Annotated in this window: 20 protein-coding genes; 7 read left to right on the top strand and 13 right to left on the bottom strand. The window is 73.4% G+C overall.

The window, feature by feature from the left end; all coding sequences use genetic code 11:
* Positions 1-255: 255 nt before the first annotated feature.
* The 3 genes from CP975_RS05165 to yczE are packed head-to-tail and all read right to left on the bottom strand — an operon-like array spanning position 256 to position 3,104.
* Positions 256-1,602 (bottom strand): MFS transporter, encoded by a 1,347-nt coding sequence (locus CP975_RS05165; RefSeq protein WP_055534286.1) that lies wholly within the window; start codon positions 1,600-1,602, stop codon positions 256-258.
* A gap of 45 nt (positions 1,603-1,647) precedes the next feature.
* On the bottom strand, positions 1,648-2,415 hold the full coding sequence (locus tag CP975_RS05160) for a glycerophosphodiester phosphodiesterase family protein (RefSeq protein WP_055534285.1): 768 nt from the start codon (positions 2,413-2,415) through the stop codon (positions 1,648-1,650).
* The gene (yczE, locus tag CP975_RS05155; RefSeq protein ID WP_055534283.1) at positions 2,412-3,104 is read right to left on the bottom strand and encodes a membrane protein YczE; all 693 of its coding nucleotides are present in this window, start codon (positions 3,102-3,104) and stop codon (positions 2,412-2,414) included. The genes CP975_RS05160 and yczE overlap by 4 nt, the downstream gene beginning before the upstream one ends.
* Positions 3,105-3,168: 64 nt before the next feature.
* Here yczE and CP975_RS05150 point away from each other — a divergent pair, with 64 nt between their 5' ends.
* A complete protein-coding gene (locus CP975_RS05150) occupies positions 3,169-4,668 on the top strand; it encodes an SCO1417 family PLP biosynthesis transcription factor (RefSeq protein WP_055534275.1) in 1,500 nt (499 codons plus the stop codon).
* A 40-nt stretch (positions 4,669-4,708) separates the two neighbouring features.
* Here CP975_RS05150 and CP975_RS05145 read toward each other — a convergent pair whose 3' ends face one another.
* Positions 4,709-6,328 (bottom strand): ATP-binding protein, encoded by a 1,620-nt coding sequence (locus CP975_RS05145; protein ID WP_055534273.1) that lies wholly within the window; start codon positions 6,326-6,328, stop codon positions 4,709-4,711.
* 36 nt (positions 6,329-6,364) lie between these two features.
* A complete protein-coding gene (locus CP975_RS05140) occupies positions 6,365-6,559 on the bottom strand; it encodes a hypothetical protein (RefSeq protein ID WP_030789254.1) in 195 nt (64 codons plus the stop codon).
* A 275-nt stretch (positions 6,560-6,834) separates the two neighbouring features.
* On the opposite strand from CP975_RS05140, the gene CP975_RS36555 reads away from it, so the two are divergent.
* Both CP975_RS36555 and CP975_RS05130 read left to right on the top strand, forming a co-directional pair.
* Positions 6,835-7,227, top strand: a complete 393-nt coding sequence (locus tag CP975_RS36555) for an ankyrin repeat domain-containing protein (protein ID WP_055534272.1) — start codon at positions 6,835-6,837, stop codon at positions 7,225-7,227.
* A 300-nt stretch (positions 7,228-7,527) separates the two neighbouring features.
* Positions 7,528-8,952: a HEAT repeat domain-containing protein gene (locus CP975_RS05130; protein ID WP_055534271.1), complete on the top strand. Its 1,425-nt coding sequence runs from the start codon at positions 7,528-7,530 to the stop codon at positions 8,950-8,952.
* A gap of 80 nt (positions 8,953-9,032) precedes the next feature.
* Here the strand turns inward: CP975_RS05130 and CP975_RS05125 are convergent, their stop codons facing one another.
* From CP975_RS05125 to CP975_RS05105, 5 genes are all read right to left on the bottom strand, one after another.
* Positions 9,033-9,902, bottom strand: a complete 870-nt coding sequence (locus CP975_RS05125; protein ID WP_150476616.1) for a 5-oxoprolinase subunit C family protein — start codon at positions 9,900-9,902, stop codon at positions 9,033-9,035.
* Positions 9,899-10,561: a 5-oxoprolinase subunit B family protein gene (locus tag CP975_RS05120; protein WP_055528018.1), complete on the bottom strand. Its 663-nt coding sequence runs from the start codon at positions 10,559-10,561 to the stop codon at positions 9,899-9,901. The genes CP975_RS05125 and CP975_RS05120 overlap by 4 nt, the downstream gene beginning before the upstream one ends.
* On the bottom strand, positions 10,558-11,322 hold the full coding sequence (locus CP975_RS05115) for a LamB/YcsF family protein (RefSeq protein WP_055528035.1): 765 nt from the start codon (positions 11,320-11,322) through the stop codon (positions 10,558-10,560). The genes CP975_RS05120 and CP975_RS05115 overlap by 4 nt, the downstream gene beginning before the upstream one ends.
* 94 nt (positions 11,323-11,416) lie before the next feature.
* Positions 11,417-12,220, bottom strand: a complete 804-nt coding sequence (locus CP975_RS05110; RefSeq protein ID WP_055528027.1) for a putative hydro-lyase — start codon at positions 12,218-12,220, stop codon at positions 11,417-11,419.
* 26 nt (positions 12,221-12,246) lie between these two features.
* Positions 12,247-13,548 (bottom strand): MFS transporter, encoded by a 1,302-nt coding sequence (locus CP975_RS05105; RefSeq protein ID WP_055528029.1) that lies wholly within the window; start codon positions 13,546-13,548, stop codon positions 12,247-12,249.
* Positions 13,549-13,743: 195 nt separating this feature from the next.
* On the opposite strand from CP975_RS05105, the gene CP975_RS05100 reads away from it, so the two are divergent.
* The 4 genes from CP975_RS05100 (at position 13,744) to CP975_RS05085 (ending at position 21,816) form a co-directional block, all read left to right on the top strand.
* A complete protein-coding gene (locus CP975_RS05100) occupies positions 13,744-14,454 on the top strand; it encodes a GntR family transcriptional regulator (protein WP_055528031.1) in 711 nt (236 codons plus the stop codon).
* A 104-nt stretch (positions 14,455-14,558) separates the two neighbouring features.
* A complete protein-coding gene (locus CP975_RS05095; protein WP_055528033.1) occupies positions 14,559-16,085 on the top strand; it encodes a hypothetical protein in 1,527 nt (508 codons plus the stop codon).
* 151 nt (positions 16,086-16,236) lie between these two features.
* On the top strand, positions 16,237-17,130 hold the full coding sequence (locus CP975_RS05090) for a hypothetical protein (protein WP_150476614.1): 894 nt from the start codon (positions 16,237-16,239) through the stop codon (positions 17,128-17,130).
* Positions 17,131-17,196: 66 nt separating this feature from the next.
* The gene (locus CP975_RS05085; RefSeq protein ID WP_055529220.1) at positions 17,197-21,816 is read left to right on the top strand and encodes a coiled-coil domain-containing protein; all 4,620 of its coding nucleotides are present in this window, start codon (positions 17,197-17,199) and stop codon (positions 21,814-21,816) included.
* Between the two features lie 9 nt (positions 21,817-21,825).
* Here the strand turns inward: CP975_RS05085 and CP975_RS05080 are convergent, their stop codons facing one another.
* The 3 genes from CP975_RS05080 to CP975_RS05070 are packed head-to-tail and all read right to left on the bottom strand — an operon-like array spanning position 21,826 to position 26,597.
* Complete coding sequence (locus CP975_RS05080) at positions 21,826-22,947, bottom strand: aromatic ring-hydroxylating oxygenase subunit alpha (protein WP_055529218.1); 1,122 nt, start codon at positions 22,945-22,947, stop codon at positions 21,826-21,828.
* Positions 22,948-22,973: 26 nt separating this feature from the next.
* Complete coding sequence (solA, locus tag CP975_RS05075) at positions 22,974-24,128, bottom strand: N-methyl-L-tryptophan oxidase (RefSeq protein ID WP_055529215.1); 1,155 nt, start codon at positions 24,126-24,128, stop codon at positions 22,974-22,976.
* A gap of 15 nt (positions 24,129-24,143) precedes the next feature.
* The gene (locus CP975_RS05070; protein ID WP_055529231.1) at positions 24,144-26,597 is read right to left on the bottom strand and encodes a GcvT family protein; all 2,454 of its coding nucleotides are present in this window, start codon (positions 26,595-26,597) and stop codon (positions 24,144-24,146) included.
* Positions 26,598-26,659 lie beyond the last annotated feature (62 nt).

Genomic DNA, 26,659 nt, shown 5'->3' with positions numbered 1-26,659 from the left:
ATCGTGCCTCCCGGGCTTGTCGCCCACAGGACAGGTGTCGCTGTCGTCGTCATCCGGTCAACGTCCGGTCGGCGGTAAAGATTCCCGTTCAGGGTCATGCGTCGCCGTCGTATGCCGCCCACTTGTAGTACCCACCAGCGCCCGGTTTGTCACATCTGACAGTAGATGTCACCCAGCGTTTCTGAAACTTCAGCTCGCAGTAACGGTCCGCCTGGCAGGCCAAACGCGTACACTACCGGCCTTTGCCCTCAGTTGCTAAATCCGGTCGGGTACGGGATTGCCCGCGTCGCGTACCGCACGCCTCACCGGCACCCTCGCGAGCAGCGCGAATCCGAGCAGGAAGAAGGCCACGAGGGAGACGATCGCGTCCCGGTAGCTCCCCGTCAGCTGGTAGGTGAGGCCGAAGATCAGCGGTCCGAGCCAGGCCATGCCGCGGTCGCTGATCTCGTACGCGGAGAAGTACTCCGCCTCCTTGCCGCGCGGCACCAGGTGCGAGAAGAGCGAGCGGGACAGGGCCTGGGTGCCGCCGAGGACCAGGCCGATTCCCGCCGCGAGGACGAAGAACCACGCGGGCGCCCCCGCGGGCAGGAAGTAGCCCGCCCCGATCGTCACCGTCCAGGCGACGAGGGAGCCGAGGATGGTGCGCTTGGCGCCGTACGTCCGGGCCAGCCTGCCCATCCCGAGGGCCCCGGCCACCGCGAGCAGCTGCACCAGCAGCACCGCGACGATCAGCGTGGACTGTTCGAGCCCCAGCTCCTCGGAGCCGTACACGGACGCCTGCGAGATCACCGTCTGGACCCCGTCGTTGTAGACGAGGTAGGCCAGCAGGAAGGCGAGCGTGTGGGGGTGGCGGCGCATGTCGCGCACCGTCGCCGCCAGCTGCCGCAGGCCGCCCCGCCCGCCGCCCGCGGAGTGCGCGGTCCGCCGGTCGCGCAGCCGCTTCAGGGGTACGAGGGTGAAGGCGCCCCACCACACACCGGCCGACGCCAGGCAGATGCGGACCGCCGTCGACTCGGAGACGCCGAAGGAGTCGTGGGCGAGGAACAGCACGAGGTTCGCCACCAGGACCAGGGCCCCCGAGGCGTAACCGAAGGCCCAGCCGCGCGAGGAGACCGCGTCGCGCTCCTCCGGAGGGGCGATCTGCGGCAGATAGGAGTTGTAGAGCACCATCGAGACGGCGAGCGAGGCATTGGCGACGACCAGCAGGAGACCGCCGAGGAGATAGCGCTCGCCGTCCAGGAAGAACATGCCCGCGGTCGCGGCCGCCCCCAGGTACGCGGCCACGGCGAGCAGGGGCTTCTTGCGGCCCGTACGGTCGGCGGCCGCGGCCGCCAGCGGCATCACGAAGACCGACACGAGCACGGAGGCGGACACCGTGTACGCGAAGAACGACCCCGCGCGGACCGGGATGCCCAGCGGGTGCACATACCCCTCCGGGTCGGCCGCCGCCTTGGCGATCTCCGTGAGGTAGGGCCCCAGGAATACGGTCAGGACGCTCGTCGAGTAGACCGAGCACGCCCAGTCGTAGAAGTACCAGCCTCGTTGCTCGCGCCGCCGTTCGGCGGCCTCGCCGGCCGCCGTGCGCGGGGTGTCGGTGCCCACCCGTGACCTCGCTGTTCCCCGTGGTGCGAAGCCGCCCTCGGGCGGTCAGACCCAGCTCCCCCGGTCCGTCAGCACCTCGCGCAGCGTCTCGATGTGATCGGAAACTACGCCATCCACGCCCAGGTCCAAAAGGGCGGCCATCCGCTCGGCGTCGTTGACGGTCCACACGTGGACCTGGAGCCCGCGCGCGTGGGCGGCGCGCACGAAGCGGTGGTCGACCACCCGGATCCCGCCGTGCGTCTCGGGTACCTGCGCGCAGACCGCCGAAGGGCGCGGCGCCGCCGGGACGCCGTACGACCAAAGACGCAGGGCTGCCACGCCGCGGGTGCCGAGGGAGGTGGCGAGGCGGGGGCCCGCGATGCGCTGGGCCCTCGCCACGCGCGCCTCGGAGAACGAGCCGACGCAGATCCGGTCCCAGGAGCCGGTGCGGCGGATCAGGTCCAGGAGCGGCAGAAGCGCGGACTCCGCCTTCACGTCCACGTTCCAGCGCACCTCGGGGAAGGTCTCCAGCAGCTCTTCGAAGAGGGGCACCGGCTCACTGCCTGCCACGCGCGCGTGGCGCACCTCGCTCCAAGGGAGGTCGGCGATGCGTCCCGCCGCGTCCGTCACGCGGTCCAGCGTCGCGTCGTGGAAGGCGACGAGTCGGCCGTCGGCCGTGGCGTGCACATCGGTCTCGATGTATCGGTAGCCGAGGCCGACGGCGCGCCGGAAGGCCGCTGCGGTGTTCTCCAGGCCGTCCGCCGCGCCCCCGCGGTGGGCGAGGGCGAGCGGACCCGGGTGATCGAGGTAGGGGTGGCGTACGCGCGTGGTCACCGCTGAAGTATCGCGCGCTCCGGAGGACCGCCGGAGGCCGCGACCTGCTCCGCGGCGGACGCGGGGAGGGCGAGGTGACGCAGGAAGAACTGGGCGAGCGGGCCGATGGCGAGCGCGTACAGGACGGTGCCGAAGCCCGCCGTGCCGCCGAGCGCGAAGCCGGTGGCGACGACCGTCACCTCGACGAGCGTGCGCGTCAGGCGGATCGAGCGGCCGGTGCGCCCGTGCAGGCCGGTCATCAGGCCGTCGCGCGGCCCGGGGCCGAACGAGGCGGCGATGTACAGGCCGGTCGCCGCGCCGTTGAGGACCACACCGGCCAGCAGCAGAGGGACGCGGACGGCGAGTGAGTCCGCGTCCGGCAGCAGCGCCAGGGTGGCGTCCATCGCCAGCCCGCAGACGAAGACGTTCGAGACGGTGCCGAGCCCCGGGCGCTGGCGCAGGGGAATCCACAGCAGCAGGACGGCCGCGCCGACGATGATCGAGACGATGCCGATGGACAGGCCCGTCAGTGCGGACAGGCCTTGGTGGAGCACGTTCCACGGCTCGGAGCCGAGCCCCGCGGCCACGATCAGCGCGGAGCTGGCGCCGTACAGCGTCAGACCGGCGTACAACCGCGCCAGCCGTCGTGCGAGATGTGGCTTCGTCCCGGACAAGTGGTGCCCCCTGCTGGTGGTAGTGGCCCGACGCATGTCACCCTGTGGCTTGGAAGCAGAGCGCAACCATGGCCAATTCGGGGAAGGTGGACTGGGAATCATGGCTCAGTGGACTTCGGCGATGGGCTCGACTCAGCTCGCCCGGCTCCTCGCCTCCCAGCAGGCGCGCCCCACCGGCACGGGCGCCCGCCGCCCGCCCGCCTACCGCGCCCTCGCCGACGGCATCAGACTGCTCGTCCTGGAGGGCCGCGTCCCGGTCGCCGCGAGACTGCCCGCCGAACGCGAACTGGCGGTGGCGCTCGCCGTCAGCCGCACCACCGTGGCGGCCGCCTACGAGGCGTTGCGCGCCGAGGGCTTCCTGGAGTCCCGCAGGGGAGCGGGCAGCTGGACCGCAGTCCCCGCCGGAAACCCCCTCCCCGCGCGCGGGCTCGAACCGCTGCCCCCGGAGGCGCTCGGTTCCATGATCGACCTGGGCTGTGCCGCGCTGCCCGCGCCCGAGCCCTGGCTCACCCGCTCCGTCCAGGGCGCCCTCGAAGCGCTCCCGCCCTACGCGCACACGCACGGCGACTACCCCGCGGGCCTGCCCGCGCTGCGCGAGATGCTCGCCGAGCGCTACACCGCGCGCGGGATCCCGACCATGCCCGAGCAGATCATGGTCACCACCGGCGCGATGGGCGCCATCGACGCGATCTGCCACCTCTTCGCGGGGCGCGGCGAGCGCATCGCCGTCGAGTCCCCCTCGTACGCCAACATCCTCCAGCTGATGCGCGAGGCGGGCGCCCGGCTGGTCCCCGTCGCCATGGCCGAGGGGCTTCAGGGCTGGGACATGGACCGCTGGCGGCAGGTCCTGCGGGACGCGGCGCCCCGGCTCGCGTACGTGGTCGCGGACTTCCACAACCCCACGGGCGCGCTCGCGGGGGAGGACCAGCGAAGGCAACTGGTCGAGGCGGCCCGCTCGGCGGGCACGGTCCTCGTCGTCGACGAGACGATGAGCGAGCTGGGCCTCGCCCCGGACCTCGACATGCCGCGCCCCGTCTGCGGGTTCGACCCCGCGGGCTCCACCGTCATCACCGTCGGTTCGGCGAGCAAGGCGTTCTGGGCGGGCATGCGCATCGGCTGGGTGCGGGCCGCCCCGGACGTGATCCGCAGCCTCGTCGCGGCACGCGCGTACGCCGATCTGGGCACCCCCGTCCTCGAACAGCTCGCCGTGAACTGGCTGCTGAACACCGGAGGCTGGGAGGCCGCCGTGGACATCCGCAGGGAGCAGGCCAGGGAGAACCGCGACGCGCTGGTCGCCGCCGTACGCCGCGAGCTGCCCGAATGGGAGTTCGAGGTGCCGCGCGGTGGTCTGACGCTGTGGGTGCGCACCGGCGGGTTGTCGGGGTCGCGGCTCGCCGAGGTGGGCGAGCGCGTGGGAGTGCGGGTTCCGTCAGGGCCGCGCTTCGGTGTCGACGGGGCCTTCGAGGGGTATGTGCGGCTGCCGTTCACCGTGGGCGGCGCGGTGGCCGAGGAGGCGGCGGTGCGTCTGGCCGCCGCCGCCCGCCTGGTGGAGACGGGCGCCGGCACGGGGGCGGAGATCACGCATCCCTTCGTGGCCTGAGCTTCGTGGCCCGAGGTCGAGTCCGGGCCCGGGTGGCGGTTCAGCTCTCCGCGGGGACCGGCTGCGCCCCGGTGACCTCTCGGGGGACCTCTTCGGCCACTTCGGCCACTTCGGCCTCCTCCGGTTCCTCGACGGGGAGCGTGTCCGCCGGGGTGCTGTACTCCGGCAGCAGTTCCAGGACCGCCCTGCGGTGCGACTCACTGGTGGCGTCGTCGTAGGGATCGGGCGTGGCAGGAACCTGGAGGCGGTGCACCGGACCCGTGCCGAGCCGCGCGTAGCCCCGGCCGGGCGGGACCTCCGCGGTGGGCGTCGTATGGGGCGGCGTACCGAGGACCTCCTCCAGCTGGTCGGGCGTGGCGGGCCCGAGGACCACACGCGCGCGCGTGTGCTGGCGTACGGCGTCGCTCAAGAAGTCCAGGCAGTCCAGCTGATCCGCGACGGCCACTGTCACGTTCGCCGCCCTGCCGTGCCGCAGTGGGACGTGGAGCAGCGACTGGGGGTCGTTGCGCCCGTCGGCGGCGGCGAGGTGGCCGAGCGCGCTCGGCCGGTCCAGGAGGATCCACAGGGGGCGCTTGGTGTCCTCCGGCGGCGGATGGCCCGCCTGCCGGGCCCGGTTGGCGGCGATGAGCCTGCGCTCGGTCTCGTGCGCGGCCCATTCCAGGCTCGCGAGCGCCCCGGCGAGCCCGCACTCGATGGCCAGGACCCCTTCGCGGCCGGTCAGGCACGCGTAGTCGCCGGCGCCGCTGCCCTCGACGATGAGTACGTCGCCGTACTGGAGCGCCTGGAGGGCGATGGAGCGCAGCAGCGTCGTCGTGCCGCTGCCCGGCCGGCCCGCGATCAGCAGGTGGGGTTCCGTGGAGCGGACGCCGGTGCGCCAGACGACGGGGGGTACGTCGCGGCGCTCCTCGCCGTCGGTCACCGGCAGGGTGCGCTGCACGCCGGTCTCGTCGGTGAAGCCGAGGACCGTCTCCCCGGGGGCGGTGACGAAACGCTGGGCGGCGATGTCGGTGGGGAGCGCGGGCAGGACGGTGACGGTGAGTTCGTTGCCCTCCTCGTCCCACGCGAAGTGGTATTCGCGTCCGCGGCCCGACTTCGCGTGCAGCAGCTGTTCGATCCGCGCGCGGGACTCGGCCTCGCCGTCCGTGAAGTACGCGGGGTACTGCACCACCAGACGGGAGATCCGCCCGGTCTCGTCGAACTCGTAGGTGGTGAAGGCCTTGTCCCACGCGCCGCCGTGGGCGTAGAGCGGGGCGGGGTCCTCGGGGGCCGAGAAGTACGGGACGAGCGCTTCGTAGAGGGTCTGCAACCGCTGTGCCTGGGCCTCGTCGGGGCCGCTCGGCGCCGGGGCGGTGCGCTCGCGGCCCGTCCACCCGGCGGCCGCCATCAGGGAGATGAGGGCGAGCATCGGCCCGTAGGGGACGAGGGCGACGACCAGGACCACGGAGGCGACCAGGAACAGCAGCGGCCCACGCTTGTCCTTGGGCGTGCCCGCCCACTTGCGCCGCCCGGCGGCAGCCAGCCGGCGCAGTCCACGAGAAATCGTGATCAGCGGGTGGAGAACGTCGGTGGCGCTGTCGGCGGCCGACCGTGCCAGCTCCCGGCTCCGCGCGATGGACGCGGTGCCGTTACTCAGGATGCGGGGGAGTGGGCGCCTGGCCACGTCAGTCTCCTGGAGGTGCGTACGAAGGCAGGGGGGTCAGAACTTGATCCCGCCGAGGAGGCTCGCGAGGCTCGCGCTGCCGGCCTTGATGCTCGGGGCGATGGCGGTGCCCGCCATGAAGAAGCCGAAGAGCGCGCAGACCACCGCGTGGGAGGCCTTGAGGCCGTCCTTGCGGAAGAAGAGGAAGACGATGATTCCGAGCAGTACGACGCCCGAGATGGAAAGGACCATGACGGTTCTCCTGGTTTGTGGGGACAGTCACCATGAGTTCTTCCAGGTTCACAGCATGTATCCATACGACAAAAGGTGCAAATGAGTGAAATTCTCTGAATTTCCCTCGAATGGCAGAGCCCCTTCGGGGCGTCGGGGAGCAGGTCGGGGCGTCTTCCGTGCCCGCCGTGATCTTTGCCTCGGGCGGGCACGGTCATGTGTCCGCCGGGGCAGTACCCTGTCGATTCACTCGTACGGCTGCACGCGCAGCGCATCCCAGAAAGGCGGACGCCCCCATGAGCGAAGCCCCCGACCCCGAGGTCGTGGAGCTGGCGACCAAGATCTTCGATCTGGCCCGCCAGGGCGACGCCGCGGCGCTCGCGGCATACGTCGACGCGGGGGTCCCGGCCAACCTCACCAACGACAGCGGTGACTCGCTCGTGATGCTGGCGGCCTACCACGGGCACGCCGACGCGGTCCGGGCCCTCCTGGAGCGCGGCGGCGACGCGAACCGCGCCAACGACCGGGGGCAGACACCGCTCGCCGGAGCCGTCTTCAAGGGCGCGGACGCGGTGATCCGGGCCCTCCTGGACGGCGGGGCCGATCCGGCCGCCGGGACGCCGTCGGCGGTGGACACCGCCCGGATGTTCCAGAAGACGGAGTTGCTGGAGCTGTTCGGGGCCGCCTGAGCGGGTACCCGTCCAGCAGCTACGGGGGCGCTGGAAATGTGGTCGCGGCGGGTGTCACCGCCGGGTCATCATGACGACGTGATTCACGGACGCGACGGTGGGGCAGGTCTTGCCGCACCGCGTGGGCCGTGAGCGGCCCGCCCCCGGACCTCCGTCCGGGATCCCTTGGGGCCACGGACGAGAGGCAGAGGAAGATGGTCTTCGACAAGCAAAAGACGGCGGGCGGCCCGACGTGTTGGCGCGCGGCCAGGTAATGCGTGATTCCCGGTTGCGTCGACGCTTGATGTGAGGCTGTTTCCCATGTTCGATCCGGTCATAGCGCCCAGCGGTACGCTGCTCGGCCTGCTTCAGCGGGGCCGCGGCGACGGCACGCTGCACGCACTCACGGCACCACGGTCCGAGGCGCTCGCCGCCCTCGACCTCTGTGTGCTCAACGATCCCCGCCACGACTGGCAGGTGGAGAACCGCTCGCTGTACTACGCCCGGCTCTACCTCGACCTGCACGGCGGGCTCGGCGAGATCGAGCGGCACCTCTTCGATGCCGAGGACGTCCTGGACACGGACGACTCGCGCACCGGGCTCGCCCTCGCCGTCCTCGGGCACCTCGCCTCCTACGGCAGGCACGACGCCCTCGAACTCCTGCGCAGGTACGCGGCGTTCGGCGCGAACTGGGCGTGGGCCCTCGACGAGCTGGCCCTGCGCGACGACGACGCGGGGCTGCGCGCGCTCGCCGTCCCCGTGCTCGCCAGATTCCCCGCCGACGCGGAGGGCGAGGCCGAGCTGGCCGCCGCCGTCCGCGACGCCTACGAACCACGGCCCTGGCGGCTGTGGGAGGAAGACCCCCGCGCCGGTGTCGGCGCCCGCGTGCGAGCCGCGCGGGAACAGGGCTCCTTCGACCGCTGGCAGCGCCAGATGCGTCCCGCGGGACCCCGCCCCGGATGGAGCGTCCAGGCCGTCTTCGACTGGGCGCAGGAGGGCCTTGAACGCGGCGCCGTGCTGCACGTGCCCGCCGCACGCTGCCTGGGCGCCGTCGCGGGCCCCGAGGACCGGCCCGAGATCGTCGAGGCCGCCCGCAACGGCTCCGACGGGGCGCGCGCCACCGCCCTGCGCTATCTCGCCGACGCCCACGACCCCGCCGTCTTCGACCTCATCGAGTACGCGGTGGAGGACCACTCCGCTGTCGTGGTCGACGCGGCGACGGAGGCGTTCGAACGGATGGGCAGTGTCGCCGCCGTCGAGCGGGCCCGGCGCTGGGCCTACCGTCCCGACGCCCTCGGCGCCGCCGCGGGACGTGTGCTCGCCTGCCGGGGCGGCGCCCAGGACAGCAAGCTCGTCCTCGCCGCACTGCGTGAGGCGGTCCGCGGCGAGGGGCCCGACGCGCCGACGCTGTGGACCCTCGTCGACGGCGCGGGACGCCTCGGCATCGCCTGCGCGGCCCCCGTCCTGCGGCACGTCTACCGGGAGACCGCCTCGTCCCACCTGCGCGGCCGTGCCGCCCGTGCCCTCGCCGCCACCGACCCGACCTTCGCCTCGGGCTTCGCCGTCGAGTGCCTGTGGGACTGCGAGGAGACCACCCGCGGGGTCGCCGCACGGCACGCCGAGACCGGCGACGCCCGCGTGGTCAACCGCCTTCGGAGGCTCGCCGCGGACCCCGCCGAGGAGGACGAGGTGCAGACGGCGGTACGCAGCAGGATCGGACCCGACGCGGACGCGCCCGCCGTGTGACCCGGCGCCGGGTGAGGCTCGGAGTCCGGTGGGAGCCGGTCTCGGGAGGCGGAGCCGGTGCCGGGTGAGCGCGGTGAGCGTCACGCGCGGCCCGCCCGGACGAAGCGCACCGGCGTGCCCGGTGGTGCCTGGGCCGCCGCGGCCAGGTCCGCTTCCCTGACCACCGCCACCACCGGGTAGCCGCCGGTGGTCGGGTGATCGGCGAGGAAGACGACCGGCCTGCCGTCCGGCGGCACTTGTACGGCACCCAGCACCATTCCCTCGCTGGGCAGTTCGCCGGTGAGCGCCCGCTCCAGGGCGGGGCCCTCGGTACGCAGACCGATGCGGTTGCTCGCCGAGGACACCCGGTACGCGCGCGTGGTCAGCGTCTCCAGCGCCGCCCCCGTGAACCAGTCGGCGCGCGGCCCGAGCGTCACCCGCAGCACCAGCTCCCCGGGCGGGGCGGGCTGCGGGACGGTGTCCACGCGCGCGTGCGGGCCGCTCGGGGTGCCGAGCGGCAGCACGGCCCCGTCCGCGAGCGGGGGCGGGCCGAGGCCGGAGAGCAGGTCGGTGGAGCGGCTGCCGAGCACCGGGTCGACGGCCACCCCACCGTCGACGGCGAGGTAGCCGCGTACTCCGGAGACAGCCGCCCCGATGTCCACGAGCGCTCCCGCCGGGACACGCACCGGCGCTCCCCAGGGGGCGGGGCGGCCGTCCACGGTCACCGGGCAGGGGGCTCCGCCGACCGCGATGGTCACGGGACGGCGGGGGCGCACGGCGCAGCCGTTGAGGGTGGTCTCCAGGACGGCCGCGCCGGGCGCGTTGCCGACCAGCCGGTTGACGAGGCGGGCCGCGGGCTGGTCCAGGGCACCGGAACGGGGCACCCCGAGATGGGCGTGACCGGGACGCCCGAGGTCCTGGACGGTCGTCAGCGCCCCGGCCCGCACGACGGCGACGGCACGGTCGGTCATCGGCCCTCCGGTGCGAGGCCCGGCGCGGCCTCCGTGGGGTTCACGGGCGTACCGTGCGGCACGAAGCGGACGCGTACGCCGGGGGAGAGCAGCGCGGCCGGCACGCGCGCGTGGTCCCACAGCACGGCGTCCGTCGAGCCGATCAGCTGCCAGCCGCCGGGCGAGGTACGCGGATAGATGCCCGTGTACGGGCCCGCCAGGGCGACACTGCCCTCGGGGACGGAGGTGCGGGGCGTGGCCCGGCGCGGCACCCCGTAGCGTTCGGGCAGCCCTGTCAGATATCCGAAGCCCGGCGCGAACCCGCAGAAGGCGACGCGGAATTCGGCCGCCGCGTGGATCCGCGCCACCTCGGGCACGCTCACGCCCCAGTGCGCGGCGACGTCCGCCAGGTCCGGCCCGTCGTACCGGACCGGGATCTCCAGGACGGCCCCCGCCCGCTCGGGCAGCGGCAGGACCTCCCAGCCGGGCAGCTCGGCGCGGACCCGGGCGGGCTCGTCGAGGCCGTCCAGGAGCACGGTGCGGGCAGCGGGGACGATCTCCCGTACCCGCAGCGACCCCGCCGCGCGGCGGCGCAGCAGCTCCGCGTGGAGCGCCTGGGCCTCGATGCCGTCGGCGAGTTCGACGAGCAGGGCCCGCTCGCCCATCGGCAGCGCCCTCACGCGAAGGCCTCCACGCGCACGCCCGCCGACTCCAGGCGGGCCCGGACCCGCCGGGCCAGCCCCACCGCCCCCGGCGTGTCGCCGTGCAGGCACAGCGACCGCGCGCGGACCGCGATCTCGCGGCCCCCGCGGGACGTGACGACGCCCGAGCGGGCCATCCCGAGGGACCGTTCGACGACGGCGTCCGCATCCGTGACGACGGCTCCCTCGCTGCCCCGCGGCACCAACGTGCCCTCTTCGCTGTAGGCGCGGTCCGCGAACGCCTCGGTGACGACAGGGAGCCCCGCCTCGTCCGCCGTCTCCAGGAGGCGCGAACCGGGCAGCCCGAGGAGAGGCAGCGAGGCGCCCGCGAGCAGGACGCCCTCGACGACCGCGCGGGCCTGGCCCTCGTCGTGGACGACCCGGTTGTACAGCGCGCCGTGCGGCTTCACGTACGACACGCGGGTGCCCGCCGCGCGCGCGAAGACCTCCAGGGCGCCGATCTGGTAGGCCACCTCGGCCGCCAGCTCCTCGGGCGGCACGTCCATCGCGCGCCGCCCGAAGCCCGCCAGGTCGCGGTAGGAGACCTGCGCGCCGATCCGCACCCCGCGCTCGGCGGCCAGGTCGCACACCCTGCGCATGGTGACCGCGTCCCCCGCGTGGAAGCCGCAGGCCACATTGGCGCTGGTGACGACGGACAGCAGCTGCTCGTCGTCGGTGAGGTGCCAGCGGCCGAAGCCCTCGCCGAGGTCGGCGTTGAGATCGATGGAGGCGGTGCTCATCTGCGGAGTCTCCTGTTTCTCGGCGGCCACGTGGTGCTCGTCCTTCTCGGCGGCCACGTACTTCTGGTCCCGGTGGCGCCGCGGTTCTCGGTGGTCACGCCACGCGGTACTGCTCGTCGCGGGCGTCGGTGAGGAACATGCGGCCCGGCGCGTGCGTGATCGCGAAGGGCGGCCTCGACGCCATCACCGCGGCCCGCGGCGTCACCCCGCACGCCCAGAACACCGGGATGTCGTCCGGTTCGGCGGCCACCGGATCGCCGAAGTCGGGCCGGCCCAGATCCTCGATGCCGAGCCCCGAGGGTTCACCGCAGTGCACCGGACTGCCGTGCACCGACGGCATCAGGGCGCTCTCCCTGATGGCGTCGGCGAGAGAACGGGGCGGGACCGGCCGCATCGACACCACCATGGGGCCGTGCAGCCGCCCGGCCGGGCGGCAGGGGCGCGCGGTCACATACATCGGGACGTTGCGGCCCTGCTCGATATGGCGCAGCGGTACCCCGGCGTCGGCGAGCGCCCACTCGAAGGTGAAGCTGCACCCGATGAGGAACGACACCAGGTCGTCCCGCCAGCGGTCGACGACGTCCGTGGGCTCGCCCGCCAACTCCCCGTGCTCCCATACGCGGTAGCGCGGCAGATCCGTCCGCAGATCGGCGCCCGGGGCCAGCGGTGTGACGTAGGAGCCCGCGTCCGTGACGTCGAGCACCGGACAGGGCTTCGGGTTCCGCTGGCAGAACAGCAGCATCTCGTACGCCCAGTCGGCGGGGACGGAGATGAGGTTGGCCTGGGTGAAGCCCGCCGCCCAGCCCGCGGTCGGACCCGTCTCGCCCGCCCGGAACGCCGCACGGGCCTCCTTGGCGGTACGGATCACCGGGGCACCCACGCGCGCGTGCCCGTTCACAGCAGCCGCCTCCCCCGCGTGCCCGTTCACAGCAGCTCCCTCCCCCGCGTCTCCGGGAGGCCGAACAGCGCGATGACGGCGAGGCCGTACCCGAGCGCTCCGAAGATCAGCGCTCCGCCCACGCCCCAGCTGTCGGCGAGGAAGCCGACCATGGTGGGAAACACCGCGCCGACCGCCCGCCCGGTGTTGTACGTGAAGCCCTGGCCCGTGCCGCGTACGGCCGTCGGGTACAGCTCGCTGAGGAAGGAACCGAAGCCGCTGAAGATCGCCGACATGCAGAAGCCCAGCGGGAAACCGAGCACGAGGAGAAGGCCGTTGGCCCCTTCAGGGATGTTCGTGTACGCGAGGATGCTGGCCGCGGAGAGGAACGCGAAGAGCGTGATGTTCCGCTTCCGGCCGAGCTTGTCGGTGAGGTAGCCACCGGTCAGATAGCCGATGAAGGCGCCGGAGATCAGGAAGATGAGGTAGCCGCCGGTGTTGACGACGGTCAGGCCGCGCTCGGTCTTGAGATAGGTCGGCACCCAGGTGGCCAGGGTGTAGTAGCCGCCCTGTACGCCCGTGGACAGGAGCACCGCGAAGCAGGTGACGCGCAGCAGCCCCGGTTTGAAGATGGCCGTGAACGACCCTTTGTAGGCGCTCTTTCGGCGCTCCGCGGCCGCCTCCGGGGCGTCGTGCACATTGCGCCGCACATAGATCACCAGGAGAGCGGGCAGCGCGCCGGTCCAGAACATCACGCGCCAGGCGAGATCGTCGTCCAGGAACTGGAACACCACGGTGTAGACGATCGCGGCGAGGCCCCAGCCCACGGCCCAGGAGCTCTGGATCGCGCCGAGCGTACGGCCGCGGTTCTTGGCGGTGGCGTACTCGGCGACGAGGATCGCGCCGACCGCCCACTCCCCGCCGAAGCCGAGGCCCTGGAGGGCGCGGAAGACCAGCAGCGTCTCGTAGTTGGGCGCGAAGCCGCAGGCGACGGTGAAGACCGCGTACGTGACCACCGTGATCATCAGCGCCTTGACGCGTCCGATCCGGTCGGCGACCACGCCCGCGACGGCGCCGCCCACAGCGGAGACGACCAGGGTGACGGTGGTGAAGAGGCCGGTCTGCCCGCTGTTGAGACCGAAGTACGCGGAGAGGGCCACCATGCTCAGCGGCAGCGTGAAGTAGTCGTAGGAGTCGAGGGCGTAGCCCCCGAAGGCCCCGGCGAAGGCGCGGCGGCCGCGCGGGCCGAGCGCCCGCAGCCAGCCGAACGCTCCGCTGTCGTCGGGCTGTTCACCCTTGTCGGGCTGTAGGCCGGCCGGTGCGGCCGGGGGCGGTGGGGTCGTGCTCATGGGCACCTCGCAGGAGAGGGACGGTCGGGTGCTGGAGCGGTGCGGGGCGGTGCGGTTCTGGAGCGGTGCGGGGCGGTTCGGGGGCGGTGCCGTGCGGGGCCGTGGGGGACCGCCGTGCCGACAAGGTAGAGGATCGTTGAACGATCCCTCAATACCCATGTTGTTTCGTTCTTGCGACTGCGATTGAATCCGGGCATGGCTGAGGGGATGGCTGAAGTGAGCGGACTGGCCGACGACCGTGTGCTTCTCGGGCGCACCAGTACGGCGGAGAGGGTCTCGGACATCCTCAGGAGCCGCATCGCCGAGGGCTACTTCCCGCCCGGCACACGCCTGTCCGAGGACAGCATCGGCGGGGCGCTCGGGGTCTCACGCAACACGCTCCGGGAGGCCTTCCGGCTGCTCACGCACGAGCGGCTCCTCGTCCACCAGCTCAACCGCGGCGTCTTCGTGCGGGTCCTCACGGTCGAGGACGTCGAGGACATCTACCGCACGCGCCGCCTCGTGGAGTGCGCCGTCGTGCGCGGCCTCGCACTCGACGAGCCGCCGTTCGCCCTCGACGCGGTGGCGGGCGCCGTCGAGGACGGCGTGCGGGCCGCCGCCGGGAAGGACTGGAAAGGCGTCTCCACCGCCAACATCCACTTCCACCGGGAACTCGTCGCCCTCGCCGGCAGCGCCCGCACCGACGAGCTGATGCGCAGCGTCTTCGCCGAACTGCGCCTGGCCTTCCACATCGTGGCCGACCCGCGCCGCCTCCACGAGCCGTACCTCGAACGCAACCAGCGGATCCTGGACACCCTGCGCGAGGGCCGCGCCGCCCAGGCCGAACGCCTCCTCGCCGCCTACCTGGAGGACTCCCTCGCCAACCTGGTCGAGGTGTACCGGCGACGCGTGGGCGCGGACGGCTGAGCCGGCCGCTGCCGCACAGGCGCGGGCCAGTCCCCGTCCCGGCCGGGCCGGTCGCTTCTGCGCCGTTTCGACCGTTGTCAGACCGAGGACCTAGTCTGTGCACCGTGACTTCGCCTGCCACCACGGACACCGCTCCGCCCCAGCTCAGCGCGGGGCCGAGGCCCGCTCTGGGCCCGGCCGCCGACGAGGGCCTGGCGCGCCGCCTGCGCGCCCTGGCCTGCACGGCCCCGCTGCACGACCTCGACGTGCGCAAGGCCAACCTCGCGGGCGAGTACTCGGTGTACGCGATGGCCGAGGTGGCCCTGTCCGCCATCGACCTCGTCACGCTCAACATGGACTTCGACACCGGCGCCGACCACGAGCAGATCGTCGCCAGGCTGCTCCCGCGCGTCGCCGCGCAGGCCCCGGCCCGGCCCGCCGCCGAGCACGAGCGCGTCGCCCGCTGGGTCCTGGAGAACCTGATCAACGTCGGCAGCGTCGACCGCGGGTTCCGCGCGGTGTACGGCACCTTCGCGCCCGACGGGACGTACGTCCGCAGGGACTACGACTTCAAGCTCCTCGAAGAGGTCTCCGGGTACGGCGGCAGCGTCTACCTGCGCACGACCGACGAGGCCGTGAACGTCCTGGTGGGCGCCCTCGACACCGACGTCACCAGCGCCCAGATCGCCGCCGAGGTGAAGCTGGAGGTGCTGATCAGCCGCGGCAGGCTCGCCGACGCCCAGCTCGCCGCCGAGCAGGCCCGCTACCGGACCGTGCAGTACTCGGAAACGCTGCGCAAAGCCCTCGACGCGACCCGGCGCAACGTCCGCGCGGTGGACTGGCTCCAAGCCGTCCCCGACATGATCGCGGAGGCGCTCGACCACGTCGCCGACCGCTACCGCCACGAGAACGCCATCCTGACCAACATCCGCAAGGCCCGCGACGAGTCCGAGGACCCCGAGCAGAAGCGCCGCGCCGCCGAGCTGGTCGACATCGTCAAGGACTGCATCCGCCGCCACACCCAGCTCCAGTCCCGCCTCCTCGAAGCGGGCCCGCTGTTCCGCGCCGAGCAGGACAGGCAGGCCTTCGCGACGCCCACCGCGCGCGCGGGACTCGACCTCTACGGCCAGCTCGTCGCGCCGGTCCTGCCGCTCCCCGCCGAGCAGGCGATCCGCGTCACGGACGCCTTCTTCGCGCGGGGAACCGGCCTGCGCACCCCCGTGTCCGTACGGGTCGGCGACCTCGTCGACATACTGCTCACCCCTCCCATGGAGCGAGAGCACCTCGGCGCGGAGATGCCCGAGCCGGACCTGATCGCCACCCCGGACGACAGCCGCTTCAGCGAGGAACAGCTCGCGAGCGCGATGGAACTGCTCGACCTGCCCGCCGACGCGCCGCGCCGCCTCTCGGGACTGCTCGCCGAGGCCCGCCTGCGGGACCGCGAACTGCCGTACCTGGTCATCCTGCTGGCCGTCCACGCGGCCAGCCCGCCGGTCGGCACCGCTTACCGCCAGGGCGAGGAGAAGCTCCTCTTCGCCGTGGACGACGGCACCGAGCTGGACGACGAGGAGTTCGGCGGCGCCGACCTCATCGTCGGCACCGCCCTCCTGGACGCGGTCGGCATGGCCGCCGACCGCAAGGAGGCCGCCTGATGGCCACGGGACAGCACGCCGCGACGCGCCGGCACATCACGACGAGACCGCACATCACAGCGAGACCGCACGCCACGACGAGACCGCACGCCACGCCGCCGGGCACCCCCGGAGCCGTACGACCGATTCACCGCCGCAAGGAGCACACGCCGTGACCGACCACCCCGCAGAGCACGCCGCGTGGGGCGAGCCGGACCCCGTCACGGCGCCCGCCGCCCCCGCACCCGTCACCCCGGCGGACGCCGCCGACGCCGCTCGGCTCGTCTCCTTCGGCCTCCAGCCCAAGCTCCAGCCCGCCCGCGACCAGGAGTACGGCGAACTGCTCCGCCGCTACCGCGAGGACCCGCCCTTCGCGCGGCTCGCCGACGCCGTCGCCACCGGACTCGGACTCGTCGTCCTGGAGGTGTCCCCGCGCGCGGGCATGGCCGTGACCGCCGCCGAGGACTCCGTCTTCGCCGTCCGCATGGGCGACTACGCCCGCCGCGCCGCGACCGACTCCACCGACCGCTTCCTGCACGGCCTCGCCCACCTCGCCGTCGCCGCCATGGCCTTCCCGCGCCCCGAGGACCTCGCCGACGACGGATACATCGGCCGCGTCACGGTCAACGGCGTCGACGCCTTCGTGCGCCAGGCCTGCCACCGCCTGGAGGAGCGCGCCGAGGAACAGGGCGAGAACACCGACCCGGCCACCGACGCCCCCGGCCTGGAGGCCGCCTGGCGGATCTGGGCGCGGCGCAGCTCGACCGGAGCCACCAAGGACGCCCGCCGCCTCGCCGGTTCGACCACCGGCATCGTCGGCAAGGCCGTCGCCTTCCTCACCGACTCCGGTTTCCTCCAGCGCACGGGCGACGACTCCGGAGGCACGTACCGCACCACCGCGCGCTACCAGCTCCAGGTCCGCGACATGGCGGGCAGCGCGGCCATGGCCGAACTCCTCGAACTCGGCGTCGTCCCGGTCACGGACGGCTCGGCGACGCTGCTGCCCCCCGAAGACACCGACGACCTGGAGCTGGCCGCCGACGCGGGGCTGCCCTTCCACTCCTGACTCCGCAGACCCCGCCCCCCCCACCTCCCCGCCGTTCCCCACGACTTACGACGAGAGTCCGCCGCCATGTACGAGCTGTCCCGGATCCGCCTCTACTCCATCGGTCCGGCCGGTGCGCGCTACGCCGACACCGTGCTCGACCTGCGCGGCGTGGGCGCCGAGGTGCCCGACCCCGCGCCCACCCAGGCGGAGTTCTTCGAGGACGAGCCGACAGGACCGCCGCGCCGCCCCGCCCCCGCGGGCGTGCTCTTCCTGGAGAACGGCGGCGGCAAGTCCGTCCTGCTCAAGCTGATCTTCTCGGTGATGCTGCCGGGCCACCGGAACACCCTCGGCGGCGCCAGCTCCGGCGTGCTGCGCAAGTTCCTGCTCGCCGACGACTGCGGGCACGTCGCCCTGGAGTGGCAGCACACCCTCACCGGCGAGTGCGTGGTCGCCGGCAAGGTCAGCGAGTGGCGGGGGCGGCAGGTCTCGAACGACCCGCGGAAGTTCGCCGAGGCCTGGTACTCCTTCCGGCCCGGACCCGGCATGAGCCTGGACTCGCTGCCGGTCGCCGAGTCCACCGCCGTACGCCCCCCCGCGGAGGGCGCCTCGGGCGCGCAGGGCCGGCGGCGCACCATGAAGGGCTTCCGCGACGCACTGACCGAGGCCGGCAAGGCGTACCCCCACCTCGAAGTGCACTGGGAAGAGATCCACGACCGCTGGAACGAACACCTCGGCGACCTCGGCCTCGACCCCGAACTCTTCCGCTACCAGCGGGAGATGAACGCCGACGAGGGCGAGGCCGCCGGCCTCTTCGCCGTCAAGAAGGACTCCGACTTCACCGACCTGCTGCTGCGCGCCGTCACCGACACGCGCGACACGGACGGCCTCGCCGACCTCGTCCACGGCTTCGGCAACAAGCTGGGCCGACGGTCCGAGCTGATGGCCGAGCGGGACTTCACCGCGGGCTCCGTCGACCTGCTCGGACGCATCGTCGACGCCGCCGAGACCCGCTCACGCGCGCGTGACGTCCACGCGGCCGCCGAGCGCAGGACCCGCACCCTGGCCCGCCGCCTCTCCGCGCGCGCCGTAGAGGAGCGGGGCCGCGCCGCCACGCTGGCCGAGCAGGTCACCGCCGCAGCCCACACCGTCACCCAGGCCGAGCAGGCCCGCGGCAAGAGCGCCCTGATCTCCGCCGAACTGGCCTACCGCCACGCCTCCTTGGCGCTCACCGTCGCCGAGAAGGCCGCCGCGGCCCAGCGCCGCGAGCTTGCCGACGCCCGTACGCTGCACGCCGCCTGGCAGGCCGCCGAGGCCGTGCTGCGCCACCGCGCGGCAGCCGACCGCTCCGCGCGCGTGGCCGCCGCGATCCGCGAGGCCGAGCGCGACGCCGCGCCCGCGCTCGCCGCCCGCGCGCAGGCCGCGTCCGACCTCGTCCGCGCCCTGCACACGGCCGCCGAAGGCGCCGAGAACCTCGCCAACGAAGAGGAGGAGCGCTCCGCCGCCCTCCAGGAGACCGGCGAGACCGCGCACCGCGACGCCACCGCCGCCGCCACCGAGGCCCAGCGGGCCCGCAGCGAGGCGGGGCACCTGAAGCAGCGCCTCACCGAGGTCGAGCAGGAGACCGCGGAGGCCGTCCGCGCGGGCTGGCTCGACGACACCGCCCCCGACGCCGACCCCGCCCGTGCCGCCCTCGCCGCGAGTGACGCCGAGAAGACCACCGTCGCCGCGTGGGACACCGCGCGCGAGGCCGCCCGCCGGGCCGCGGACCACGCCAAGGAGACGGCCGCCGCCGAGGCCCGTGCCGAGCTGACCGCCGCCCGCGCCTCGGACGCCGCGACCGCCGCCGAGGCCGCCCACGACGCGGAGCGCCGCGCCGCCGAGTCCATCGCCGGGGACGAGCGGCTCGCCGAACTCCTCAGCCTGCCCGCCAAGAACGGCGGCAGCGGCGTGCCACAGCCCCGCCAGGGAGCCGAGGCCCTCACGGAGAACACCCTCTCCGTAGAGGCGTTGGACCGCTCGGCCGACGACCTGCGGGCACTGCTCGACGAGGGCGTCGCCTCCGCCGAGCGGCAGCTCTTCGACCTGCGCACCGCGGCCGCCGACGACTCCCGCATCCTCGGGGCACTGGGTGACGGCGGACTGCTGCCGCCCGGCCCGGACGTCCTCGCCACCGTCGAGTTCCTCGGCGAGCACGGCATCCCCGCCCTGCCCGGCTGGCGCTACCTCGCCCAGGCCGTCGACCCCGCCGACCACGCGCGCGTGCTCGCCGCCAGGCCCGAGCTGGTCGACGGCGTGGTCATCACCGACCCCGACACCCACGCCCGCGCCCGCGAAGCCCTCGCGGACGCCGCCCTGCTGCCCCGCTCGGCCGTCGCCGTAGGCACCGCCGCCGCCCTCCTCGCCCCCACACCGGGCGAGCAGGCCACGGACAGCGGCGTGTTTCTCGTACCGCCGAACCCGGCCATGCACGACGAGCACGCCGCCGACGAGGAGCGGCAGGCGCTGCGCGCGCGGGCCGCCCAGCGGGACGAGGAGATCCGCGCGCTCGCCGTCCGGCTCGCCAAGGACCGCGAGCTGGCCGCGCGTCTCGCCTCCTGGCGGACCGGCTGCCCGAGCGGGCGCCTCGCCGAACTCGCCACCGCCGCGCGGGAGGCCCGCGCCTTCGCCGAGGAAGCCGAAGCGGAGCTGGCCGAGGCCCGCACCGCGCGCGCCGAGGCCGACGAGGCCGCCGCGGAGGCGGCACGCGTGCGGGACGAGCGCCAAGAGGCCGCGCAGCGCGCCCGCCGTGCCGCCGACGCCCTCGCGGGCCTCGCCTTCCGGCTCCGTGAGCGGGCCGGCTGGCAGGCCAAGCTGCGCGAACTGGCCGACGACGCCGTCGAGTACGAGGCCCGTGCCCAGACCTGCCTGGACCGCGCCCGTGCTGCCGACGAGGACCGCCGCGCCGCCCAGCGCGCCGCCGACGACGCCCGCCGCACCGCCCGCGCGCTGCGCGCCGAGCGCGCCGAGATCGCCGGCGCCCCCGAGGACGTACCGCAGGACGCGGAGCCTCCCAAGACGTCGCTGCCCGCCCTCCGCGAGGCCTACCGCGCGGCATCGCAGCTCTACGAGAAGGTGGGCGTCGGCGCCGACCTGCGGGCCGAACAGGCCCGCGCGGAGAGCGACGAGAGCGCCGCCCTCGCCGAGCTCGACCGCCTCAGCAACAAGGTCCGTACCCGCGCGGCCCTGCTCCTCGAAGGCACCGACGGTTCCGACGGCCCCTCCCGCCAGGCCGCCGCCGCACGCGCGGAGGCGCAGGTCCAGCTCATCGAGGCCCGCGCCGCCGCCGCGAGCGAGCAGCTGGGCCGGCTGCGTGGCGAGGCCGAGCGGCACGCCCCCGAGGACGGTGAGGCACACACCGAGCTGCCCGACGAGCTGGTGCCCGCCGACGCCGAGCAGGCCCAGGCGCTGCTGCGCACCGCCACCGGCGAACTGGCCGCGCACACCGAGGCGCTGGGCCGTGCCAAGGAGGCCCACGCCGCGCTGCTCCAGGCCCACCGCGCCACGGAGGACGCCGCGGGCGGCTTCGACGAGACGGCCGCCCTCCTGCGGGACCTCCTGCGCGAACACCACGAGGAGCCCGAGGAGGACCCCGAGGCCTATCCCGGAACCCTCGAAGAGGCCCGCCAGGCAGCCGCCGAGACCCGGCGTTCGCTGCGGGGCTGCGCCGCCGACCTGTCGACGGCGGAGTCCGCCGTCCGCGAGGCGAGCGACATCCTCGTACGCCACGCGAACTCCACGCGGTACGAGCAGGTCCGCACCCCCGCTCGCCAGCAGATCCGCGAGCTGCCCGCCTCCGCGCTGCCCGAGCACGCCAAGAAGTGGGCCGACGCCTTCGCGCCCCGGCTGCGGGTGCTGACCGACGAGCTGGAGCAGCTGGAGCGCAACCGCGACAGCATCGTCGACCGCCTGCGCGGCCTGGTCGAGTCCGCCCTCGCGACGCTCAGGTCCGCCCAGCGGCTGTCCCGCCTGCCCGAGGGGCTCGGGGAGTGGTCGGGCCAGGAGTTCCTGCGGGTCCGCTTCGAGGAGCCCGACCAGGCCACCCTCGTCGAGCGCCTCGGCGAGGTCATCGACGAGGCCACGCGCGCGGCCGTGAAGAAGAACTCGGACATGCGGCGCGACGGCATGTCCCTGCTGCTGCGCGGTGTCCAGGCCGCCCTGGAGCCGCGCGGTGTCGCCGTCGAGATCCTGAAGCCGGACGCCGTGCTGCGCGCCGAGCGGGTGCCCGTCGGACAGATGGGCGACGTCTTCTCCGGCGGCCAGCTGCTCACCGCGGCCATCGCCCTGTACTGCACGATGGCCGCCCTGCGCAGCAACGACCGGGGCCGCGACAAGCACCGCCACGCGGGCACGCTCTTCCTCGACAACCCCATCGGCCGCGCCAACGCCACGTACCTCCTGGAGCTCCAGCGGGCCGTCTCCGACGCGCTCGGTGTGCAGCTGCTCTACACGACCGGCCTGTTCGACACCACGGCGCTCGCGGAGTTCCCGCTGGTCATCCGCTTGCGCAATGACGCGGACCTGCGAGCGGGCCTGAAGTACATCAGCGTCGAGGAGCACCTGCGCCCTGGCCTGCCGCAGCGCGACCCCGACGACCCCGACGGCGAGACGGTGCACGGGGAGATCACGGCGACGCGGATGTACAAGCGCCCGGCCGCCACGGCGTAAGGGGCGTTGCTACGAATCGAGTTGTCTCCTCAGCCACTCGTGGAAGATCCCGATGTGGTGCTCGGTCGGCACCAGCACCCCGCCCTCGCGGTAGGCACGTGACGCCATCGCGGGCTGGGTGCGCTCGCAGGCCGCGAAGTCCTGGGCGTTGACCCGGTGGAAGAGCTCCACGGACTTCGACAGGTCGGCGCCGGACGCGACGACGTCGGGTGCGTACAGCCAGTCGCACTCGACGACCGTGCGGTCCTCGGCCAGCGGGAACATGCGGTGCAGGATCACGTGGTCGGGGACGAGGTTGAGGAACACGGTCGGTTTCACGGTGACCGCGTAATAGCGGCGGTCCTGGTGGTCCCCGACCTCGGGGAGGCGGCCGAAGCCCGCGCTGCCGTCGACCGTGAAGCCGCCGACCTCCTCGCCGAACGCCGCGCCGTGCCCGACGTAGTACTGCGCGGCGAATCCGCCCGCGAACTCCGGCAGGACGTCGGTCAGTTCGGGATGAATGGTCGCGCAGTGGTAGCACTCCATGAAGTTCTCGACGATCAGCTTCCAGTTGGCGCGTACGTCGTACGTGACGCGTTTGCCGAGTGCCAGCCGCTCGGTGCCGTAGCGCTCGATGGACGCCGCGTCACCCAGACGTTCGGCCGCGGCGCCGATGACGGTCTCTTCGAAGGAGGGCGGTTCGTCCGCCAGACACACCCAGGTGTAGCCGAGCCACTCCCGCAGGGCCACCTCGACCAGGCCGTAGGCGGAGCGGTCGACGTCCGGCATCTTCATCAGGTCGGGCGCGGCGATCAGCTTGCCGTCGAGGTCGTACGTCCAGGCGTGGTACGGGCATTGGAGGGCGCGGCGGACCTGCCCGGACTCCTCGGTGCACAGGCGGGCGCCGCGGTGCCGGCAGACGTTGAGGAAGGCGCGCGGCGCCCCGGTGCGCGAGCGGGTGACCAGGACGCTCTCCCGGCCGACCTGGACCGTGCGGAAGGCGCCCGGCTTGTCGAGGTCGGCGCTGCGGACCGCGCAGAACCAGAGGGCCTCGAAGACGCGCTCCTGTTCCCGCCGGAAGAGTTCCGGGTCGGTGTAGTAGCGGCCGGGGAGGGTGGCGATGAGACTGGGGGGCAAGGGGGTCGTCGTCACGGTCGTACTCCTCGGGCGGGCGCTCCTCAGGCGGGCGCGGCGGTGAGACGGCTGGGGTCGAAGAGGTCGATGGGGTGTCCGGTGGTGCCGTCCAGTGCCAGGTCGGCGACGATCTCGCCGACCACGGGTACGAACTTGAAGCCGTGGCCGGAGAATCCGGCCGCGACGGTGACCGCCTCGGGGTGGGCCGGATGGCGCGCGATGACGAAGTGCTCGTCGGGCGTGTTGGAGTACATGCAGGTCGCGGCCTTGAGGAAGCGGCCGGGGAGGGACGGGATCAACCGGCCCACCTGGTCGGCCATCGCGGCGACCTCGTCGTCGTGGACCGTGCGCTCGATGGTCTCCGGGGTGCAGGGCGTGCCCTTGCGGAAGAAGGCCACCTTGGCACCCAGCTCGGGCCCGTCGATGGATGGGAAGCCGTACACCTGTACGCCCTGTGCGTCCTCCCAGATGTAGATCGGGTGGTTCTCCGGAAGGAAGGGCCGGACCCCTCCGGTCGGCTGGAACCAGTACATGACCTGTCGCTCGATGCTGAACGCCACCCCCAGATCGGTGAGCAGCCGCGGCGCCCAGGCGCCGGGACAGATCACCAACTGGCCCGCCGTGTAGGTGTCCTCGGCGGTGTGGACGCGCACGCCGTCCCGGTAGGGCTCCCAGCGCGTCATCGGCTCCTCGAAGTGCAGGTCGGCGCCGTCGCGCGTGGCGAGCTGGAGGTGAGCGGCCACGGTGTTCTCGGGGCGGACGAGACCCGCCCGCGCCTCGTACAGCGCCACTTCGTCCGCGCGCGGGGTGAGGGTCGGGAAGCGGCGGCGTATCTCCTTCGCGTCGAGCATCTCGTGCGGCAGCCCCCACCGCTCGGCGGAGAGCAGTGAGCCGGACACCGGGCGGCTGTCGGGGCGGCCGAGCATCACGCCGCCGCACAGGGTGGCGATCTCGCGGCCGGTGTCCTGTTCGAGGCGGTCGTAGAGCTCGTAGGCGCGCAGGAGCAGCGGGACGTACGCGGGATCCTCGAAGTAGGACTGCCGGGTGATGCGGGAACCGCCGTGGCTGGAGCCGTGGTGGTGCACCGGGCCGAACTTCTCCAGGCCGAGGACGCGGGCGCCGCGCGCGGACAGGTGGTGGGCGGCGGCGCTGCCCATGCCGCCGAGGCCGATCACGATCACGTCGTAGGTGGGGGACACCTGTGCCTCCTGCGGCTAGCGGCGGATGCGGGTCATCTCCGGGTCGAACAAGGGCTCTTCGGCGACCGTCGCGGGAACCTTCTCACCGAAGTACTCCACGTGGACGCCCGTGCCCGCCTCCAGAGGCGGCAGCCAGGCGTACGCGACGCACCGGCCCAGCGTGTACCCGTACGAGGCACTGGTGACGTACCCGGCCGGGGCGCCGTCGGCATACACGGGCTCCTTGCCGAGGACGACGGCGGCGGGGTCGTCGAGGAGGAGGGCGGTGAGCTTCCGCGTGGGCGCCCCCAGGGCCTCCAACGCCGCACGGCCCACGAAGTCCCCCTTGTTCATACGGACCGCGAAGCCGACGCCCGCCTCGTAGGGGTTGTGTTCGGTGGTCATGTCGTGGCCCCAGGCGCGGTAGCCCTTCTCCAGGCGCAGGCTGTTGAACGCGGAACGTCCGGCCGCGATCACGCCGTGCGCGCGCCCCGCCTCCCACAGCGTGTCCCAGAGGCGGAGCCCCAGGTCGGCGGTGGTGTACAGCTCCCAGCCCAGTTCACCGACGTAGGACAGGCGCATCGCGGTGACCGGGACGTGCCCGATGTACGTCTCCTTGGCCTTGAAGTAGCCGAACGCCTCGTGCGAGAAGTCGTCGCGGGTGAGCGGCTGCACGAGTGCGCGGGCCAGCGGGCCCCAGACGCCGATGCAGCAGGTCCCCGAGGTGATGTCCCTGAGGTGGACGTCGTCGGGGGCGTGCCGCAGCAGCCAGTCCAGGTCGGCGGGGGAGTTGGCGCCCACCTGGAAGCGGTCGGGACCGAGGCGGGCAACGGTCAGGTCGGAGCGGATACCGCCCGCCTCGTCGAGGAGCAGGGTGTAGGTGACCGCACCGGGCTTCTTGGCGAGGTTGTTGCTGGTCATACGCTGGAGGAAGGCGAGCGAGCCGGGGCCCGTGACCTCCAGACGGCGCAACGGCGTCATGTCGTAGAGGGCGACCCTCTCGCGGGTGGCGCGCGCCTCGGCCGCCGCGATCGGGGACCAGTGGCGTGCCGCCCAGGCGTCGCGCGGGGGCGGCTGGATGTCCGCGGCCAAGGACGCGTCCGCATCGAAGGTCAGGGATGCGTTCGCGCCGAAGGTCAGGGATGCGTTCGACTCGTACCAGTGAGGGCGCTCCCAGCCGCCGCCCTCCAGGAAGACGGCGCCCAGCGCCTCCTGCCGGGTGTGGAAGGGGCTGACCCGTAGGGGGCGCGGCTCGTCCGGGGGCTGGAGCGGGTGGAGGACGTCGTAGACCTCGACGAACTGCCGGGCGCCGCGCCCGGCGACGTACGCGGGCGAGCGCTGGGCGTCCTCGAACCGCGTCAGCTCGCACTCGTGCAGGTCGAGCGAGGGGCGCCCGTCGACCATCCACTCGGCGACGGCCGCGGCGACCCCCGCGGAGTGCGTCACCCACACCGCCTCGGCCAGCCAGAACCCGCGCAGCGCCCGGGACTCGCCGAGCAGCGGCATTCCGTCGGGCGTGAAGGAGAAGACGCCGTTGAACCCCTCCTCGATCTCGGCACGCTCAAGGGCGGGGAGCAGTCGGCGGCAGTCGTCCCAGCTGGGCGCGAAGTCCTCCTCGGTGAAGGGGTACGAGGACGGCATCACCTCGGCGTCGTCGTAGGCGGGGACCGCGAACGGATCGACGGGCAGCGGCCGGTGGGCGTACGAGCCGATGCCGATGCGGTCGGTGTGCTCCCGGAAGTACAGATCGCGGTCCTGGTGGCGGAGGATGGGACGCGACGCCTCGGTGCGCGGGTCGTTGACGCCCGCCAGTTCGGGCAGCGGCCCGGTCCGCGCGTACTGGTGGGCGAGCGGCAGCAGGGGCACGTCGACACCGGCCATCCGCCCGATCACCGGGCCCCAGAAACCGGCCGCCGAGACGACGTGGTCGGCGGGGAAGGTGCCGCGGTCGGTGACGACGGCGGTGACGTGGGTACCGTCCCGCTCGATGCCCGTCACGGTGTGCCGGTCCAGAAAACGTGCTCCACGCGCGCGTGCCCGTTCCCTCTGCGCCTGGCAGGCGAGCACGGCGCGGGCCAGGCCGTCGTCGGGCGTGTGCAGACCGCCGTACAGCCGGCTCTCGTCGAGGAGCGGCCACAGCTCCTTGCAGCGTCCGGGCCCGACCAGCTCGGCGCGCACACCCCAGGAGGCGGCGAAACCCGCCCTGCGGTGCAGATCGGCCCAGCGCTCGGGAGTGGTCGCCAGTTCGAGACCGCCGACGGGGTTGAAGCACGGGAGCCCGTCCACCTCAAGGGAGCCGAACTTCTCCACCGTGTACTTCGCGAACGCGGTGAGGGTTTTGGACGGCCCCGTCTGGAAGACCAGTCCCGGGGCGTGCGAGGTGGAGCCGCCGGGCGCGGGCAGCGGCCCCTGGTCGAGCACGGTGACATCGGTCCAGCCGCGGGCGGTCAACTCGTCGGCGAGCGAGCAGCCGACGATCCCGGCGCCGATGACGACGACGCGGGGGCTTTTTCCGGCAAGGCGGGTCGCTGGGCCGGCGGGGCGGCTCGCGG

It is taken from the genome of Streptomyces alboniger, from assembly GCF_008704395.1.
Classification (GTDB): domain Bacteria; phylum Actinomycetota; class Actinomycetes; order Streptomycetales; family Streptomycetaceae; genus Streptomyces; species Streptomyces alboniger.
The sequence above is the reverse complement of the archived record's forward strand: the minus strand, read 5'-3'. Positions and strand labels throughout refer to the sequence as shown.